This window comes from Glaciecola sp. 33A (assembly GCF_002836745.1).
GTDB lineage: Bacteria > Pseudomonadota > Gammaproteobacteria > Enterobacterales > Alteromonadaceae > Glaciecola.
This window is the reverse complement of record NZ_PJAR01000043.1, coordinates 1-17,066: the sequence shown is the minus strand read 5'-3', so window position 1 is coordinate 17,066 and position 17,066 is coordinate 1. Positions and strand designations below refer to the sequence as shown.

The following is a 17,066-nucleotide window of genomic DNA, read 5'->3' as shown; positions in this document are numbered from 1 at the left end:
TTTAATGGATGTAACTCGACTACTCGAAGATCTTAACGACAAGCAACGTGAAGCGGTTGCTGCGCCAGCACGAGACATGTTGATACTCGCGGGCGCTGGAAGCGGAAAAACCAGAGTCTTAGTGCATCGTATAGCATGGCTAATGGAAGTTGAGTCAGTTGCGCCCTACAGCATTTTAGCAGTGACATTTACCAACAAAGCGGCGCGTGAAATGCGTGGACGCGTTGAACGTTTAATGAGCCAGCCTTTAAATAGTATGTGGATTGGTACCTTCCATGGCTTAGCTCACCGCCTATTGCGATCGCATCATGAAGAAGCTGGTTTACCTGAAAACTTCCAAATACTCGATTCAGACGATCAATTCCGTTTAATTAAACGTTTATTGAAGTCGATGAACTTAGATGAAAAACACTGGCCTGCCAAACAAATTCAGTGGTATATAAACGGCAACAAAGATGAAGGTTTGCGCTCTAGGCACATCGAAACCCATGGCGATCATACGCAACAAAAGATGAAAGAAATTTACACTGCGTATGAGCAAACTTGCCAGCGCGCAGGCTTAATTGATTTTGCTGAATTATTATTAAGAGCTCACGAACTGTGGGCCAACAATCCACAGGTTTTACAGCATTATCAGAAGCGCTTCAGAGCGGTACTGGTTGATGAGTTTCAGGACACTAACAATATTCAGTATGCGTGGCTAAAGTTGCTTTCTTGTGAAAACAATAACATGATGATTGTGGGCGATGACGATCAATCAATCTATGGTTGGCGCGGCGCAAACGTACAAAATATTTCCCATTTTTTGCGAGACTACCCCACAGCTAACACCATAAAACTCGAACAAAATTACCGTTCAACCTCGAATATTTTAGATGCTGCGAATGCCGTAATTGGACACAACCCAGGCCGCTTAGGTAAGAAATTGTGGACTGAAGACTCTGAAGGTGAAAAAATAGCACTCTACGCTGGGTTTAATGATCTGGACGAAGCACGCTTTATTGTTTCGCAAATTAAGACCTATTATGAGCAAGGCGCTGCACTTTCTGACTGCGCTATTTTATATCGCAACAATGCGCAATCTCGTGTTCTAGAGGAAGCACTCTTGCACGAGGGCCTAGCCTATCGCATTTACGGCGGTTTACGCTTCTTCGAACGTCAAGAAATTAAAGATGCCTTGGGTTATTTGCGCTTAATTAGTCAACCCATTGATGATGCAGCATTTGAGCGTGTGGTCAATACTCCTACTCGTGGAATGGGTGATAAAACACTGTCTAACTTACGTGTATTTGCACGAGAAAATGATATTTCCATGTGGCAAGCAAGTAGTAAAATGCTCGCACAGAATATGCTTTCAGGTCGCGCAGCTAGCGCACTTAAAGGATTTGTAGAGATGATCCTACAAATGACACAGGAAGTGAAAGACTTAGCACTTGAAAAGAAGGCTGATCACGTTATTAAACATTCTGGTTTATACGCTATGTATCAAGCTGAAAAGGGCGAAAAAGCAAAAGCTCGAGTGGAAAACTTAGAAGAATTAGTTACCGCCTGTAAGCAGTATGAAGCACCCGAGGAAGCTCAGGAAATGAGCCCCTTATCTGCATTTTTAGCACATGCATCACTCGAAGCAGGTGACGCTCAAGCAGATGCTAATCAGGATTCGGTGCAAATGATGACCATTCATTCCGCAAAAGGTCTCGAGTTTTCATTTGTGACATTAGCGGGTGTTGAAGAAGGCATGTTCCCAAGTCAGATGAGTAACGACGAGCCTGGTAAAATAGAAGAAGAACGCCGTCTCTGTTACGTGGGTATGACCAGAGCCATGCAAAAACTGCTTATTACCTATGCTGAAACCCGACGTTTATATGGCCAAGACAAGTATCATACTCCCTCGCGCTTTATTCGTGAGATACCCGGTGACTTCATAGAAGAAATCAGGCTTAGAACGCAAATAAAACAGCCGATGCAAAACCGTTTTAGTGGCGCAACCTCGCACGCTGCATTTCAAGACAGCGGTTTTAAACTCGGTGAGCGCGTTGAACACAAAAAATTTGGCGAGGGCACGGTACTAAATTATGAAGGCTCGGGGGAGCATGCAAGAGTACATGTTAACTTCGATTCTTTGGGTACAAAAATTTTGATGCTTGCATACGCCAAATTGACTAAAATAGGATAACCACAAAACAGCCAAACCGCGATTCAACCTATTTTTTAATCAAGGTCTTAGCTGTTCTCTTGCAACCATTCAACGACACTTTGCTGATCGCCTCTGAACACCACGCGGTCTTTGCGTTTATTCAACTGATACAAATACATGGGGTCGTAGTAATCTTCGGTAATGGCCCTAAGCCAATGTCGATGACTGCGGAAATCATCGCTGTGTTGGCATTCAATCGCGGCTTCCATTAACGCTAATATTTCTGTGGTACGCTGGCCGCCAAGGCGCTTTTTTACTCTCAATAGGCTATCTATAAGGTAGTCTGAAAAGGCCAGTTCACCGCTGATTTCATGATGACCTTGATAATACGCGATGGTCTCTGCATAACGCTCTACCACATATTCTTGCCAAAGCTTGTCGATACGTTCTTCAATGGGTAAGTCGATAACGACCATATCACTTGCCGCCATGGCCAGATTGACCACGTCTGGGAGATGACGAATGCCAATGTTGCGGCTTTCGTCCTCTAAGATAATTCGCTGGCCGGGATGTTTTTCGCGTACGCCGAGTAAGGCTGAGGTGAGGTGATTCTCAAAATCAATCTGCGTAGGCTGTTCGGTCAGTGCTCGACCAAAGCTAGACCCTTTATGGTTAGCATGACCTTCTAGGTCGATGCTGTTATTCAGGGTTTTGATAATATCGGTTTTACCCGTACCGGTCATACCTGACAACAAAGTAAAGTTTTGGATAGCACAAGCGTCGCCTAAATACTGCAGTACAAATGTACGCAGCGATTTATAGCCGCCTTCTATACGCGGACACTTAATACCGGCATCGGCTAACCATTGCTGGCTAAGTTGAGAGCGCAAACCACCGCGAGCACAATACAAAACTGCATTTGGATGTTGCTCTAAAAACTGCTGCCAAGCCTGCACTCTGCTCTTTTTAGTATCACCGTTGACCATTTCGTGGCCTAAGTTGATCGCCGCTTGCTGGCCTTTTTCTTTATAGCAAATACCAATAAGGTGGCGTTCTTCATCGTTAATGAAGGGCAAGTTAATAGCTGAAGGTAAGGCACCTTTTGCATATTCCACCGGGGCGCGCACGTCAATCATTGGCGTCTGTTGCAACAGCAGTTCTCGGTAGTCGTTAGTGGTTGTTGGCTCAGTTTTGTTCAAGCGGTCACCTCAATCGAATATTGTTCCCCAACGGCAGTCTCTAGATAGCCAATCGCTTGGTAATAACAGCCAGCTGCGCTGAGCATGACTTTAGCCGCATCAACTGACTCAGCAGAGATGGCCACTAACAAGCCACCGCTGGTTTGTGGATCGCACAGCAGTGCTTGTTGTTGAGGATCAACGCCACAAACATGCTGACTAATACTTTCCCAATTTCGCAAACTACCACCAGACACGCACCCCTCTTTAATATAATGATGCACAGACTCATCAAGTAATGGCACAGCCGTGCTATCAATAGTGGCTTTGAGGTTGCTGCCCTGGCATATTTCAAGTAAATGTCCGAGTAAGCCAAACCCAGTGACGTCGGTCATTGCGTTCACTCCTTCGAGGCTACCAAGCTGCATACCAACGGTATTTAAGCGCATCATGCTGTCAACTGCTAGGCGGCTATGCTCGGGTTTTAGCTTACTTTGTTTCTCGGCTGTGGTTAGAATACCAACACCCAGCGGCTTAGTTAAAAACAACTGGTCGCCCGCTTTGGCTGAACAGTTCTTCTTTAGATTAGTTAGTTTTACACGCCCGGTAACTGCAAGACCAAAAATGGGCTCCGGTGAGTCGATTGAATGACCGCCTGCCAATATAATGCCTGCTTCCCTGCACGTATGCCGACCGCCATCGATTACTTGCTGTGCGATCTCTGGGCTAAGGGTTTTTGTAGGCCAGCCGAGTATTGCAATCGCCATCATTGGGGTACCACCCATAGCATATACATCACTAATGGCGTTAGTGGCAGCAACCCGACCAAATTCAAAGGGGTCATCAACGATTGGCATAAAAAAGTCGGTGGTGCTAATGATGCCACTACCATCACCAAGGTCATATACTGCGGCATCGTCTTTAGTAGTATTGCCCACCAGCAAGTTGGGGTCGGGCTCAGCAACAAAGTCAGTTTTAAGGAATTGTTCCAGCAGGTTCGGAGCGATTTTACAGCCACACCCAGCACCGTGACTAAATTGAGTTAAGCGTATTTTAGATGTCATAAGCTACAGTTGTTAATAATCGATACCACAGGGTACTTTGTTTACCCGTTGAAATCATGAGTTTTGCTTATAATATTCACACTGACTTAATGCTTTTTAGTGTTTAATAACAAGTGTAAAGAAGTTAGTCCACATGTTCAGTTATGCGACGGCTTAGCATTAGCGCCTCGGTCGCAGATGAGCAAAGTCATTAGCAGATTACAGCTGAGTATATAGCTGAAAACCGGCCTGATAATACAGTTTCACTTTGGTGATAAACTCTTCTTTGAACCATGTTGTGCGATCTGAGACAAATATGGCGGTACCTAATGTGGTTTCAATTGCATCTGCAATTCTTTGCTCTGCATTGGTCGCATAAAAAACCACATCACCACTTGAGAAAGGCACCGTTTTGACTAGCCACTCATTAGCACTAATTTCATGTAACGGTGCCGTCAAAATAGTAGGCACGGCCTTTAAATTTACCCATCTCTGTTCAAACGCAAATGGCTTACCATTCGCAAAGTGCAGCGTTTCCAAGTAATTTGCCTTTTCACCAGACGCCAAATTTAAGCCCGCTGCTATCTCTTTCTCTGGGACTTTAAGGATATTGACAACAACTTGATGCTTATACTGACAACCCGTCGCTTCAACTTGCTCCCTCACAATAGGAATGGCAAATTTAGCAAGGCGAACCGGCATGCTGCAAACGCGCGTGCCGCCTTTGCGCTTTCTAATTAACATCCCCGCATCGGCTAATGCCTGTAACGCGCGATTTATCGTCGTTCGTGCACAGCCATATTCAGCTGCGAGTACTATTTCTCCTGGTATAAGTGCACCCAATGGCCACTCTCCGGTTTCTATTCTTTGTTGTATTGATTGACGAACCGTATGATGTGATTTTTTTATCATAATACCTGATACATTTATAGTGCTTGCCTTAACTTTTTGATTGTCATTAGAAAACGATTAGCTATTTTTTCTTCATGCTGATGCTCTTTGTTCTTAAGTACGTGGCGACCAGCAGACCAGACATCTGTTACGACGTCGTCATTGCAAGTAAATATCCATGCATCCAAAACCGTATCTCCTTCAAGTGCCACGAGCGAACTGCATTGATCATCGAGCGCCACAAGGTCGGCTAACGCGCCAATTTCTATGCGCCCAGAATCACGTCCAATCGCCTTGGCACCGCCTCGTGCCGCTCCTTCATATAAATATCGTCCATTTGATGGCGTGCTTTCGTCGCAAAGTACCACACGTTTTTTATCTCGTAAGCGTTGTGACACCTCAAGCATCCGCAGCTCTTCACTCAACGCTATTTTTACATTTGAGTCAGAGCCTATTCCAAAGGCGCCTCCGTGTTGCAAAAAAGAATCCGCATTAAATACACCATCACCTAAATTGGCTTCTGTGATGGGACACAATCCAGCCACTGCGCCAGACAATGCCAAGTCCTTAATTTCATGATGCTTCATATGGGTAGCATGAATCAAGCACCATCGATCATCTACTGACATATTGTCCAGCAACCAACGAATTGGCGGGGCCCCAAGGACCTTGTTCACTTCTTTTACTTCAGCCACTTGTTCTGCGGCATGGATATGTATTGGACCACTGGGAGCTATTACTTTGGACTGCTGCAGACCATCTAAGGTTACGGCACGCAATGAATGAGGGGCAACACCTAGAACGGCATCTTTTGGGAGTAGCTTCATATTTGTAGAAAGAACTGAATACAGAGATTCGAATTGGTCGATATTGCAGCCAAATCGCAATTGCCCTGCTTGTAACTTTCTGCCGTCCAAACCACCTTGCATATAAAGCACAGGGAGATGAGTATAGCCAATTCCAGTTCGTAATGCCGCACTAAAATGACGTAAAGACAACTCTTCAATTTGCGCATATTGTTGACCATTTTGTGCATGATGAAGGTAATGAAATTCCGCTGACGCAGCGTAACCCGATTTAATCATGTCCATTTGCACTTGGGCTGCAATTGCTTCGATATCATCAGGCGACAAGATCTCTAAGAAACGATACATGACCTTTCGCCATGTCCAAAAATCATCGTGAGATTTAGCCCCTCGCTTCTCTGCTAACCCGCCCATAGCTCGCTGAAAACTGTGACTGTGCACATTGGACAATGCAGGTAAGAGGATGCCAACGTGGTGATCTGCAAATGACAGCCCTTGAGTAATATTCTTGATACGCTGGTCTGCACCTAGTGCAACCACTACGTTTTTCAGCCAACCCGCAGACGTAAGGGCTTGTTTTGCAAAAATAGTGGTTGTCATTATTATTTACCTCAAATATATTATGTGCATACATAATATCAGTTAACCGTAATTTAACAAGGTGCCCGATGCAAGACATGATTTATACTGGCAGCTCTGTGGCCACCATGATAAAAGGCGACAAGCCGTATGGCTTGATCTCAGATGCCACTTTTGTGGTGCAAAATAAGCGCATTGCTTGGGTAGGTAAGACAGCCGATCTCCCCGCACGTTTTGTGCATATGAAGAGCGAAGACTTAGGTGGCCGAGTAGTTACTCCTGCACTTATCGATTGCCACACTCACCTTGTTTTTGCTGGCTCACGTGCCTTGGAGTTTGCAGATCGGCTGGGTGGCGCAAGTTACCAAGAAATTGCGCTTAACGGCGGTGGTATTGTTTCAACCGTGCTTGCCACTAGAAATGCAACTGACGAACAATTGGTAACGCAATCTTTGCGCAGATTAGACTGTCTTATTGGTGAAGGTGTCGCCGTTGTCGAGATTAAATCGGGATATGGACTAACCATTGAAGATGAACTTCGTATGCTAAGGATCGCAAGAACGCTGGCAACCTTACGTCCTGTTAAGATCGTCACGACATGGTTAGCTGCCCATGCAATACCCCCTGAATATCGCTTGCGCGCAGATGAATATATAGACCAAATAGCCATTCCTGGTCTGCAACGAGGTGTTAAGGAAGGTCTCATTGATGCCGTGGATGGGTTTTGTGAGGAAATCGCGTTTTCGGCGCAGCAGATTGAACGATTATTCAAAATAGCCAAATCGCTTAACATACCCGTGAAACTTCACGCAGAGCAATTATCCGATCAAAAAGGCGCATTGTTGGCCGCTCGATATAACGGGCTTTCGGCTGATCATTTGGAACACTTGGCCGCAACAGATGTTGCTGAATTCGCCAGTTCAGGCGCCGTTGCGGTATTGCTTCCTGGTGCTTTTTATACGCTTCGGGAAACCAAACTACCGCCTATACAGCAACTACGTAAACACGATGTTGATATTGCGATCGCGACTGATTGCAACCCCGGCAGTTCGCCACTATCTTCGATAATAACAGCCATGAATATGGCCTGTACCGAGTTTTTAATGACACCCGAAGAGGCATTAACGGGGGTTACGCGCAGCGCAGCCAAAGCCCTAAACCTATCCAAGCAATTCGGTGTCATCGCACCGGGTGTGGTCGCCGAACTCGCGGTATGGAACATTGACCATCCTGCAGAACTGTCATATTGGCTTGGCGGTTGTGTTCTTTATAAACGTATTTCGCAGATGGTGGAAGCATGAAAATTGTACTGAGTCCCGGCAAAACAGCACTTCACGAACTAGAACAGCTGTATTTAAACAACGCCCCTTTTGAACTTGAAGAAAGTGCATTTAGTGCAGTTAAACTGAGTTCACAAAGGCTGTTAAATAGCATTCAGAGCAAGCAAACAATATACGGCGTGAATACCGGTTTTGGTAAACTCGCGTCAGTTAGGATCGATCAAGACAAATTAGTCAGCCTACAAACAAACTTAGTGCGCTCACATTGCGCCGGTTTTGGTGAACCTTTACCCAACAATGTGGTTCGCCTGATCATGGCGTTGAAATGTCTATCCTTGGGACGAGGGGCCTCCGGTGTTAGACCAATAGTTATTCATCAGCTACAACAACTGGCCAACCGCGATATTATTCCTGTGATACCGGCTAAAGGTTCAGTGGGCGCATCAGGTGATTTAGCTCCGCTTGCACACATGTCAGCAGCACTTATTGGTGAAGGCGATGTATTTTATAAAGGGCTAAAAGTGCCAGCATTAGAGGCGATGCGAAAAGTTGGGATTGAGCCCATCGAGCTGCAAGCTAAGGAAGGATTAGCGCTGATAAATGGAACACAAGTATCAACCGCCCTGGCCCTAGTGGGCTTGTTTTCTGCATGGAAGTTAAGCCTAATCTCATTGACCACAAGTGCCTTGTCGATAGACGCGGCGATGGGTTCAAGTGCCCCGTTTCACGATGAAATACACCAATTACGAGGGCATCTAGGTCAAATACAAAGTGCTCGTAGACTACGTGAATTACTGCATGCTTCAGAAATTACAAAGAGTCACCAGACCGGTGACGAAAGAGTGCAAGACCCGTATTGCTTAAGATGCGCACCCCAAGTCATTGGCGCATGCCTTGATCAATTAAGGCATGTAGGCAAAATACTGCAAATAGAAGCTAACGCGGCAACTGATAATCCATTGGTACTGTCTGATGGCAGTATCGTTTCTGGCGGCAATTTTCATGCGGAACCAGTAGCATTGGCAGCAGACCAAACCGCCATTGTTATTTCAGAAGTGGGCTGCATTGCTCAACGTCGAATAGCGCTCCTTGTCGATCCAGCATTGAGTTTTGGATTGCCTGCATTCTTAACTCCTGAGCCCGGGTTAAAGTCTGGTTTGATGATTGCAGAGGTAACATCTGCAGCGCTCATGAGTGAAAACAAGTCACTCGCCAACCCGCGCTCGATTGACTCAACACCAACGTCTGCGAATCAAGAAGATCATGTGTCAATGGCCTGCCATGCTGCTCGCCGTTTGCTAGAGATGAATGAAAACTTAGCCGCTATTTTGGGTATAGAGGCGATGGCCGCAGCTCAAGGTATTGAATTACGTAGCCCATTAAAAACCAGCAGTAAGCTGCAAAAAATTATCAAAGAAATTCGTGAACATTGCCCTGCTCTGAACGATGACCGAATGGTTAGCGCAGATATCGAGCAGCTTGCCGCTCTATTTAATGGTAACACTCAGTTTTGTCGTATCAACGAGGGCTTTACCCCTATTGAGATTAACGCATGAACCCAGTTACGGTGATACAAGGCCGGGGCCCGATTATATTAGCGCAACCACACTCAGGCACTTATGTACCTGAAGCGATTTGGGAAAACTTAAATACCGTTGGACGACAGCTCCTAGATACTGATTGGCATATCCCTAGGCTATATGAAGGACTATTGGATAACGTCACTATCGTCAGAGCAAATTTTAGCAGATACGTGATTGATGCTAATAGAGATCCTGAAGGTGGCAGTCTTTATCCGGGAGAAAACAACACCAAATTGGTGCCACTAGCAACATTCGATGATGAACCCATATGGAATGTTGCGCCATCTGAGGATGATATCGCGTTTCGTCTCAAACACTTTCATCAGGTTTATCATGAGGCCTTATACGCTGAGATTGAAAAGGTAAAAACGATACATGGCTATGCCTTTGTTTATGATTGTCATTCAATTCGCTCTCAAATTACACATTTGTTTGATCATAAGTTACCGGATCTCAATATTGGTGACAACGTTGGCAAAAGCTGTGATGTTCAAATAACCAAGGCAATAGAGCAAATATGCTGCAACTATCCAGCTTACCGTCATATTGTGAATGGACGTTTCAAAGGAGGCTGGACTACACGCCATTATGGCAGTCCTGCAAACCATATTTATGCCCTCCAAATGGAACTGGCACAATGCACTTATCTGGGATCAGAAACCCCTCCATTCAACTACGCAGCAGACAAAGCAAATACGCTTCGAAAAGTTTTACGCCTTATATTGAGCGCGATCAACAAACATAAGCCAATGACTTTTACGGGAGACCAACCATGACCACTGTGACTAAGAAAACAAGAGATATTAAAAGTCCTACTGGCACCAAATTAACCTGTCTTAGTTGGGCGACGGAAGCGCCATATCGAATGCTGCACAATAATTTGGATCGCGAAGTGGCGGAAAACCCGGATGAATTAGTGGTTTATGGTGGCATAGGCAAAGCTGCTAGAACATGGAGGGATTTTGATTTAATCGCCAGTACCTTAACGACCTTAACTGAAGAGGAAACGCTCCTAGTTCAATCAGGTAAACCGGTAGGCGTTTTCCAAACTCACCGGAATGCGCCCAGAGTACTTATAGCAAATTCCAACATCGTGCCGCACTGGGCGAATTGGGACCATTTTAATGAACTCGATAAAAAAGGACTCATGATGTACGGTCAAATGACTGCCGGCTCTTGGATCTACATCGGCAGTCAGGGCATAGTGCAAGGTACTTATGAAACCTTTGTGGAAGCTGGTCGACAACACTATGCAGGCGATCTAAGTGGAAAATGGATACTCACTGCAGGATTAGGTGGCATGGGAGGCGCGCAACCCCTCGCTGCTGCCATGGCGGGTGCTTGTTGCCTCGCAGTGGAATGCGATCCACAAAGCATCGACTTTAGATTACGCACCGGTTACGTCGATGAGCGAGCCGATTCATTGGATCAAGCGCTTGAAATGATTACCCGTTGGACTAAAGCGGGTGAAGTCAAAACCGTAGGGCTTTGTGGCAACGCAGCTGACATATTTCCAGAATTGGTGAAACGCGGCGTTCATCCTGACATCGTAACCGATCAGACCTCTGCACATGATCCGCTGAATGGTTATTTACCGATTGGTTGGTCCTTAGCTGAATGGAAAGAGAAACGAGTATCCAATCCTAAAGAAGTAGAAAAGGCAGCACGTGCTTCGATGAAAATTCAAGTACGAGCAATGCTAGATTTTTGGAATAGAGGGATCCCCACCCTCGACTATGGCAACAATATACGCCAAGTCGCTCTGCAAGAAGGCCTTAAAAATGCCTTTGATTTCCCTGGCTTCGTACCAGCTTATATTCGCCCTTTATTTTGTCGCGGTATCGGACCCTTCAGGTGGGTTGCGCTGTCGGGCGATCCTGAGGATATTTACAAAACAGACCAAAAAGTCAAAGAGCTACTTCCCGATGATAAACACCTACATCAATGGCTGGACATGGCAAGGGAGCGTATTGCATTCCAAGGCCTTCCCGCTCGTATTTGCTGGGTTGGATTGGGGGAGCGACATCGTTTGGGCTTGGCATTCAATGAAATGGTTAAAAACGGTGAGTTAAGTGCGCCCGTAGTGATTGGCCGTGATCACCTAGATAGCGGTTCTGTGGCAAGCCCTAACAGAGAGACCGAAGCGATGAAAGATGGTTCTAGTGCCGTGTCTGACTGGCCATTATTGAACGCACTGTTGAACACAGCATCCGGCGCCACTTGGGTAAGTATTCATCATGGTGGCGGCGTCGGTATGGGATTTTCACAACATTCAGGCATGGTGATTTTAGCTGACGGCACCGATGATGCGGCAAAAAGACTCAAACGAGTATTGTGGAACGACCCAGCCACTGGCGTTATGCGTCACGCGGACGCTGGCTATGAAGATGCTATTGATTGTGCAAAGGCCAAAGGCTTGAATCTGCCTGCCATATTATAGATAAATATGCATTAGATGTATTTTAATTCATAGTTAATTAACGCACCAGAGTAAATATATTTGATATTCATTCTGGTGCATCATTGAATGCTTGAGTAAACCAATCATCTGATGTTCAAGCGTCAGTTAATCAAGCTACGACCACAATGACACTATATCATCCAACACTAATTCTGCGGCACGAATGTAACTATCTTGATGACTATTTAGCTCATGCCCCATCATTGAATCATGTATGTCTGTAAAAGGATCAGCAATACCGCTATCTTCACCACTTAATGCCTCAAGCACAGCCAATCCATGATAGGGCACAGTTGATGGGTTGTACCCGCCTTCATGGCACATTACTAGTCGACCATCACACAATTCATCAGCCGCCTTTAATAGCATATGAGTAAGACGGCGATAGCCGCTGCTGGTCATCATTTGGCGACCTAGTGGGTCATAAATTCCGGCGTCGAAACCACTAGGTACAATAATAAGATCAGGAGAGAACTTATGCAGGGCTGGCAGCACGACACGTTCAAAACAAGCAAGATAGCCACCTAGTCCAGTTCCAGCGGGTAACGGAATATTTAAGTTGAAACCTCGTCCCTCGCCTGACCCTATATCTTGATTATCGCCGGTGTCTGGTGGAAAGCAACGCTCTTGATGTACTGATATTGTCAACACTCTTGGATCTTCATAAAAAATTGATTCTGCACCATTTCCATGATGAACATCCCAATCTACAAATGCGATTTTTTTCATATTGAGGTTATCAAGAGCATGATGCGCTGATATCGCTGCATTGTTTAATAAGCAAAATCCCATTCCTCCATCTGCAACTGCATGATGACCTGGCGGTCGAACTAATGCATAGCCATTTTTAACTTGTCTTTTAACAACCGCAGACGTCAGTTCCATTACGCCACCGGCAGCTAGTCTTGCAATATCAAGAGAGTTCACGCTCATAGGAGTAAAAGGTCCTGCGTCTCCTCCTGTTTTGTTTAACTCAACCAATTGATTCAGATATCTGGGCGTGTGTACTTTTAATATTTCTGCATCACTTGCCATGCGATCTTCAATTAATTGGAGCTTATTGGTCAACTTACTTGCATCAAGCAAGTTCTTTATTCGGCGTTTAGTTTCTGGGTTTTCAACATGTTGTAGTGGCTGCACATCGAAGCCTGCAGGCATTATCCCTGCCGCATTACCCGTATTGTGCCACATATAACGTTCATTCCAGACTAGTGCAGTTTTTAACATGACATTATCCTTAAAGATTAATTGTAAAACGTTTAAAACGTATAATTAAAAACAGCACCGAACTCTCTCGGGCGTGCAACATTTACCTCGACCAAACCAAACCCTGGCTTGTCTGCAACCCCACTGGTTATGTACTCTTGGTCAGTTGCGTTTCGGATATATAGCGAGATACCCCAATCAGCATTATTAGGCGAATAACTGGCTGTCAGATTAACTAATGTTAATGCCTTTTGAATGAGTTCAGGTGTGTTAATGGCGTCATTTGCAACCTTGTCTTTGTAATTTACGTCAGTACGCAATCGCAACGTCGCTTGATTACTAAGTTCAACTTCATATTGCACACCTGCACTTAATGAGTTTTTTGGGGTATTGATAAATAAATCATCTTCTTTAATGGGATTGACTATCGGATTACCAAACGACCCGATAACAGCTGAGTCAAGCTGTGTATACCTGGCATTAAGATAGCCATAGTCGATATTGATACTCAGGTTATCAATTGGTACAACTACGACCTCGATTTCTAAACCATCTATTTTGCCCTTTGCAGCATTAATTGTTCTGGGGATACCGCCATCAAAAACAACAACTTGAATATCATCATAATCAGCGGAAAATACGGCGGCGTTAACTCGTGCTCGTCCTCCCCAGAAATCAGATTTTACACCCGCTTCCCAGCTACCAACTTCTTCGGGCTCGAATGCTGTCGGAAATTCTAATGGCAAACCATAGCGAGGATTAAACCCGCCACTTTTATATCCTTGTGAATAGGAGAGGTAGGTTAATAGGTCTTTGTTCAACGTGTAGCTCAAAATAAACCGACCTGACGTGTTAGTGAACTTTTCTTCTTGAACCGGATTAGCAATACTAGGACCACCGCCTATAGTATAGCCCGTCAGGTCGATCCCTTTTGTGTCTTGAGAGGTTCGTAATCCCAGTGTTAAATCCAAATCTTTATGAAGAGCATAGTCAACTTCGATAAATACAGCGGTACTTTGGTTATCTATTGTCGTACCTTCACCGACGGGATCAATTCTAAAAATGTTAGGGCAAATACCCGCTGATGTAAGATTTGGACCACCGATCCCCGTCAAGTCACAGCCAATATTATTAGCTGCATATATGTCAAAGGTCTCTTGAGCGAAGCTAACAGTCACTGCGTCGTTTCCAGTTTCGTCCATGTAAAACAATCCTGCAATCCAGTCTAATTTGCCCTCAAATCCATTTCCAAAAAACTGTAGCTCTTGACTAAACTGCTCATGCGACATGCTATTTTCGGTATGCAATAGGTTTAGTGGAGATCCATCTGCATCTCGAGCAAAATCGGTGTCGAATTCGCGGTATCCGGTAATAGATTTAATCGTGGTGTTTTCTGAAATTTCCCATTCAGCGGTTAATGAAGAACCAAAAATATCATACTCAGAGCCTGTGGGGCCCGTTGCATTGCTCTTTGTTAGGTCGCCACTCAAAAAGCGACTATCGTATAAAGGTGTGCCTAATGGCAAGCTAGGTAATAGTGCGAATGCTGCTAATGCAGGATTTGTGGAACCCGCTAAAGGATTGCCACCGACTAGATTATTGTAAGCAAGTCCGGCAAAACTAGTATTTGCTGCACCAACGTTAGAAGGCGTAAAGTTAACTAAAGAGGATGCTGGTGATTCTTCGTCGGCGCTACTATAATCAGTGGCGAAGTCAAGTGTAAGTGAGTCTGTTGCATACCATCTAGCAGTAAAGCGCGCCGCATATTTGTCTTCGCCTCCAAGTGATTGTCCTGTAAGAATGCGTTCTGCATAGCCATCTTTTTCATTTGACGAGACAGATAATCGAGTAAACAAATTTTCAGAGATCGGTACATTTACAAAGCCTCTTAATTTTCTGTGGTTAAAGTTTCCAATTGTTGTTTCAATTCCGCCTCTAAATATTTCATCCGGTTTAGTTGTAGTAACGCTAATAGCGCCCCCAATAGTATTTTTTCCAAACAACGTTCCTTGAGGGCCTCGCACGACTTCTATTCTTTCAATATCCATTGAATCAAAAACCGAACCTGTCGATCGAGCAATATAGACACCATCCAAGTAGATGCCCACGCCTGGATCCGCAGTTAAGGCAAAATCACTCTGTCCGATCCCCCTGATAAATACAGATGCCGCATTGCTGCTGCCGCTAATAGGAGCCGTTGAATCAAACGTCATATTTGGCACTATTTGGTCTATTTGTGAAATATCACCTAAGGCCCTATCACGCAATCCTTCCCCTGTGAATGCGCTGACAGCTAATGGTGTATCTTGAATACTTTCAACTTTCTTCCTTGCATTTACTTGAATGACTTCTATTAGTGACTCTTCTTTTTCTTCTGTTTCTTGTGCATTTATGCAGATCGGAAAACAAGCGAAGACGACTGAAACAGCAACAAATTTATGTTTAAACATTAACTTTTTTTTTTGCATGAACTTCATAAATGTCCTTAATATTAAAATATTGTTATATATACGCTAAATTTTGTTAATACTATAAGAACAGATCTGGTATCGTAAAAAACTGACATTTGCGGACACACTAGTAACATTAACTTAAAATAGTGGAATAATTTTATGCAGCCTAAAACTCCGTATCTATCACCTAAGTTTGCAACATATGTACAAGATTTCTTATTAGATCGTGGAATCGAACCAAGCGAGTTCTTTGATATTGAAGAGTTTCCCCATAAGAATGTTCAAGAGTTATCACCGGCTATTAATATCGACTATGTTGCAAAGATGTTTGAAATTGTTTCTAAAAAACTCGACAAACCCTTATTTGGTCTTGAACTAGCGCAAGGATTTCACTTTGATTCGAGCAGCATGATAGTCCTAGCTATGCTTTCAGCAAAAAATGCGACGGGCTTATTAGAGACACTGTTGAAGTATGACAAATATGTAGATACGGCGATTTCACTCGAATTTACTATTATAAATAATGAAGGCTGCTTGTCGATTGAACTATTGTCTCCTGAAGGAACTAACACGGCACAAATTAGTCTTTTTCTAGTGTTTCTTTTGCTCTTATCGTTACAAAGGGCAACAAGAACAATGCCGAAAGTGAATAAAATTTGCCTAGTGGATCAGTTCAACTCTGCTGATATTAAACAAAAGGTGGATTTACGAGATACAAAATTCGAACACTCTATTAATAAAAACTATATTTTTTTTGATTTGCAATATCTCAAGACAAAGCTGAATTCTCACAATGAACTTTTGCATGAAGTGATTTGCACTGCACTCGATAAGTATTATTCATATCGTTCAGGACGATGTGACATTATTGATATTGTAAGTAGAGAAATATTGATACAAAACAAAACGTCTATACCCAGTATTATTACTATTGCTCGCGCTCTAAATATGTCTGAAAGAAGTCTACGCAGATTATTGTCTGAGCATGAAATTACATTTAAAGAATTGAAGAGTGAAGTCTTTTTACAAAGAGCTAGCTATTATCTCGAATACACCAATATGACTATCTCCCAGATTGCTTATGAGCTAGGTTATTCGGAACCGAGTTCCTTTAATCGAGCGTTTAAATCATACTGCGACCAAACGCCAGATGTTTTTCGCAAGAAAAATTCAAATGTAGATTAACTACTTTTGCTAAGTGGTGCAGGCAAGTATGAAAATAGTGTCAAAGTACATTTTACTGCTGCTGTTGCCTGATAAGCGGGTTGGCGTACATTTGTAACAATTTTTGCTGTTCTTCAGAATTCAGCATCGTTAGCCGAGACTCTATATAACGCTTTGCTTGTTGATACTCTGTATAAAGCTTCGCTAGTTGAGACTCTTTATTACGCTTCGCTAGTTGAGACTCTTTACTACGCTTCGCTAGTTGAGACTCTTTACTACGCTTCG

The 17,066-nt window shown here is 44.0% G+C and carries 12 protein-coding genes and 1 pseudogene; 6 read left to right on the top strand and 7 right to left on the bottom strand.

The window, feature by feature from the left end; all coding sequences use genetic code 11:
* Positions 1-4: 4 nt before the first annotated feature.
* Entirely contained in the window at positions 5-2,176 is a 2,172-nt protein-coding gene (uvrD, locus tag CXF81_RS14425; RefSeq protein ID WP_101182059.1) for a DNA helicase II, read from the top strand.
* 47 nt (positions 2,177-2,223) lie between these two features.
* On the opposite strand, the gene mnmH is transcribed toward uvrD, so the two are convergent.
* The 4 genes from mnmH to CXF81_RS14405 all read right to left on the bottom strand — a co-directional run bounded on the left by mnmH (position 2,224) and on the right by CXF81_RS14405 (position 6,655).
* The gene (gene mnmH, locus CXF81_RS14420; protein WP_101182058.1) at positions 2,224-3,336 is read right to left on the bottom strand and encodes a tRNA 2-selenouridine(34) synthase MnmH; all 1,113 of its coding nucleotides are present in this window, start codon (positions 3,334-3,336) and stop codon (positions 2,224-2,226) included.
* Positions 3,333-4,379 carry a selenide, water dikinase SelD gene (gene selD, locus CXF81_RS14415; RefSeq protein WP_101182057.1) on the bottom strand — a complete coding sequence of 349 codons (1,047 nt, stop codon included), beginning with the start codon at positions 4,377-4,379 and terminating at the stop codon, positions 3,333-3,335. The genes mnmH and selD overlap by 4 nt, the downstream gene beginning before the upstream one ends.
* 198 nt (positions 4,380-4,577) lie before the next feature.
* Positions 4,578-5,270, bottom strand: a complete 693-nt coding sequence (locus CXF81_RS14410) for a UTRA domain-containing protein (RefSeq protein ID WP_101182056.1) — start codon at positions 5,268-5,270, stop codon at positions 4,578-4,580.
* 14 nt (positions 5,271-5,284) lie between these two features.
* Positions 5,285-6,655, bottom strand: a complete 1,371-nt coding sequence (locus CXF81_RS14405; protein WP_101182055.1) for a formimidoylglutamate deiminase — start codon at positions 6,653-6,655, stop codon at positions 5,285-5,287.
* 68 nt (positions 6,656-6,723) lie between these two features.
* Here CXF81_RS14405 and hutI point away from each other — a divergent pair, with 68 nt between their 5' ends.
* The 4 genes from hutI to hutU are packed head-to-tail and all read left to right on the top strand — an operon-like array spanning position 6,724 to position 11,937.
* Entirely contained in the window at positions 6,724-7,935 is a 1,212-nt protein-coding gene (gene hutI / locus CXF81_RS14400) for an imidazolonepropionase (protein ID WP_101182054.1), read from the top strand.
* The gene (gene hutH, locus CXF81_RS14395) at positions 7,932-9,470 is read left to right on the top strand and encodes a histidine ammonia-lyase (RefSeq protein WP_101182053.1); all 1,539 of its coding nucleotides are present in this window, start codon (positions 7,932-7,934) and stop codon (positions 9,468-9,470) included. Before hutI ends, hutH begins: the two co-directional genes overlap by 4 nt.
* Positions 9,467-10,273, top strand: coding sequence for an N-formylglutamate deformylase (gene hutG / locus CXF81_RS14390; RefSeq protein WP_101182052.1), 807 nt, complete (start codon positions 9,467-9,469; stop codon positions 10,271-10,273). The genes hutH and hutG overlap by 4 nt, the downstream gene beginning before the upstream one ends.
* The gene (gene hutU / locus CXF81_RS14385; RefSeq protein ID WP_101182051.1) at positions 10,270-11,937 is read left to right on the top strand and encodes a urocanate hydratase; all 1,668 of its coding nucleotides are present in this window, start codon (positions 10,270-10,272) and stop codon (positions 11,935-11,937) included. The genes hutG and hutU overlap by 4 nt, the downstream gene beginning before the upstream one ends.
* Before the next feature lie 135 nt (positions 11,938-12,072).
* Here hutU and CXF81_RS14380 read toward each other — a convergent pair whose 3' ends face one another.
* Both CXF81_RS14380 and CXF81_RS14375 read right to left on the bottom strand, forming a co-directional pair.
* The gene (locus CXF81_RS14380; RefSeq protein WP_101182050.1) at positions 12,073-13,185 is read right to left on the bottom strand and encodes a class II histone deacetylase; all 1,113 of its coding nucleotides are present in this window, start codon (positions 13,183-13,185) and stop codon (positions 12,073-12,075) included.
* A 32-nt stretch (positions 13,186-13,217) separates the two neighbouring features.
* The gene (locus tag CXF81_RS14375) at positions 13,218-15,632 is read right to left on the bottom strand and encodes a TonB-dependent receptor (protein ID WP_198556411.1); all 2,415 of its coding nucleotides are present in this window, start codon (positions 15,630-15,632) and stop codon (positions 13,218-13,220) included.
* A gap of 144 nt (positions 15,633-15,776) precedes the next feature.
* On the opposite strand from CXF81_RS14375, the gene CXF81_RS14370 reads away from it, so the two are divergent.
* Entirely contained in the window at positions 15,777-16,802 is a 1,026-nt protein-coding gene (locus tag CXF81_RS14370) for an AraC family transcriptional regulator (protein WP_101182048.1), read from the top strand.
* Positions 16,803-16,854: 52 nt separating this feature from the next.
* On the opposite strand, the pseudogene CXF81_RS14365 reads toward CXF81_RS14370, so the two are convergent.
* A pseudogene (locus CXF81_RS14365) lies at positions 16,855-17,066 on the bottom strand (cytochrome C oxidase Cbb3); the annotation flags it as partial.

What these genes read in the sequence shown, in the direction of transcription:
- uvrD (WP_101182059.1), top strand. Translation starts at nt 5, where the DNA reads ATGGATGTAACTCGACTACTCGAAGATCTTAACGACAAGCAACGTGAA.
- selD (WP_101182057.1), bottom strand. Translation starts at nt 4,379, where the DNA reads ATGACATCTAAAATACGCTTAACTCAATTTAGTCACGGTGCTGGGTGT.
- CXF81_RS14410 (WP_101182056.1), bottom strand. Translation starts at nt 5,270, where the DNA reads ATGATAAAAAAATCACATCATACGGTTCGTCAATCAATACAACAAAGA.
- CXF81_RS14405 (WP_101182055.1), bottom strand. Translation starts at nt 6,655, where the DNA reads ATGACAACCACTATTTTTGCAAAACAAGCCCTTACGTCTGCGGGTTGG.
- hutI (WP_101182054.1), top strand. Translation starts at nt 6,724, where the DNA reads ATGCAAGACATGATTTATACTGGCAGCTCTGTGGCCACCATGATAAAA.
- hutH (WP_101182053.1), top strand. Translation starts at nt 7,932, where the DNA reads ATGAAAATTGTACTGAGTCCCGGCAAAACAGCACTTCACGAACTAGAA.
- hutG (WP_101182052.1), top strand. Translation starts at nt 9,467, where the DNA reads ATGAACCCAGTTACGGTGATACAAGGCCGGGGCCCGATTATATTAGCG.
- hutU (WP_101182051.1), top strand. Translation starts at nt 10,270, where the DNA reads ATGACCACTGTGACTAAGAAAACAAGAGATATTAAAAGTCCTACTGGC.
- CXF81_RS14380 (WP_101182050.1), bottom strand. Translation starts at nt 13,185, where the DNA reads ATGTTAAAAACTGCACTAGTCTGGAATGAACGTTATATGTGGCACAAT.
- CXF81_RS14375 (WP_198556411.1), bottom strand. Translation starts at nt 15,632, where the DNA reads ATGCAAAAAAAAAAGTTAATGTTTAAACATAAATTTGTTGCTGTTTCA.
- CXF81_RS14370 (WP_101182048.1), top strand. Translation starts at nt 15,777, where the DNA reads ATGCAGCCTAAAACTCCGTATCTATCACCTAAGTTTGCAACATATGTA.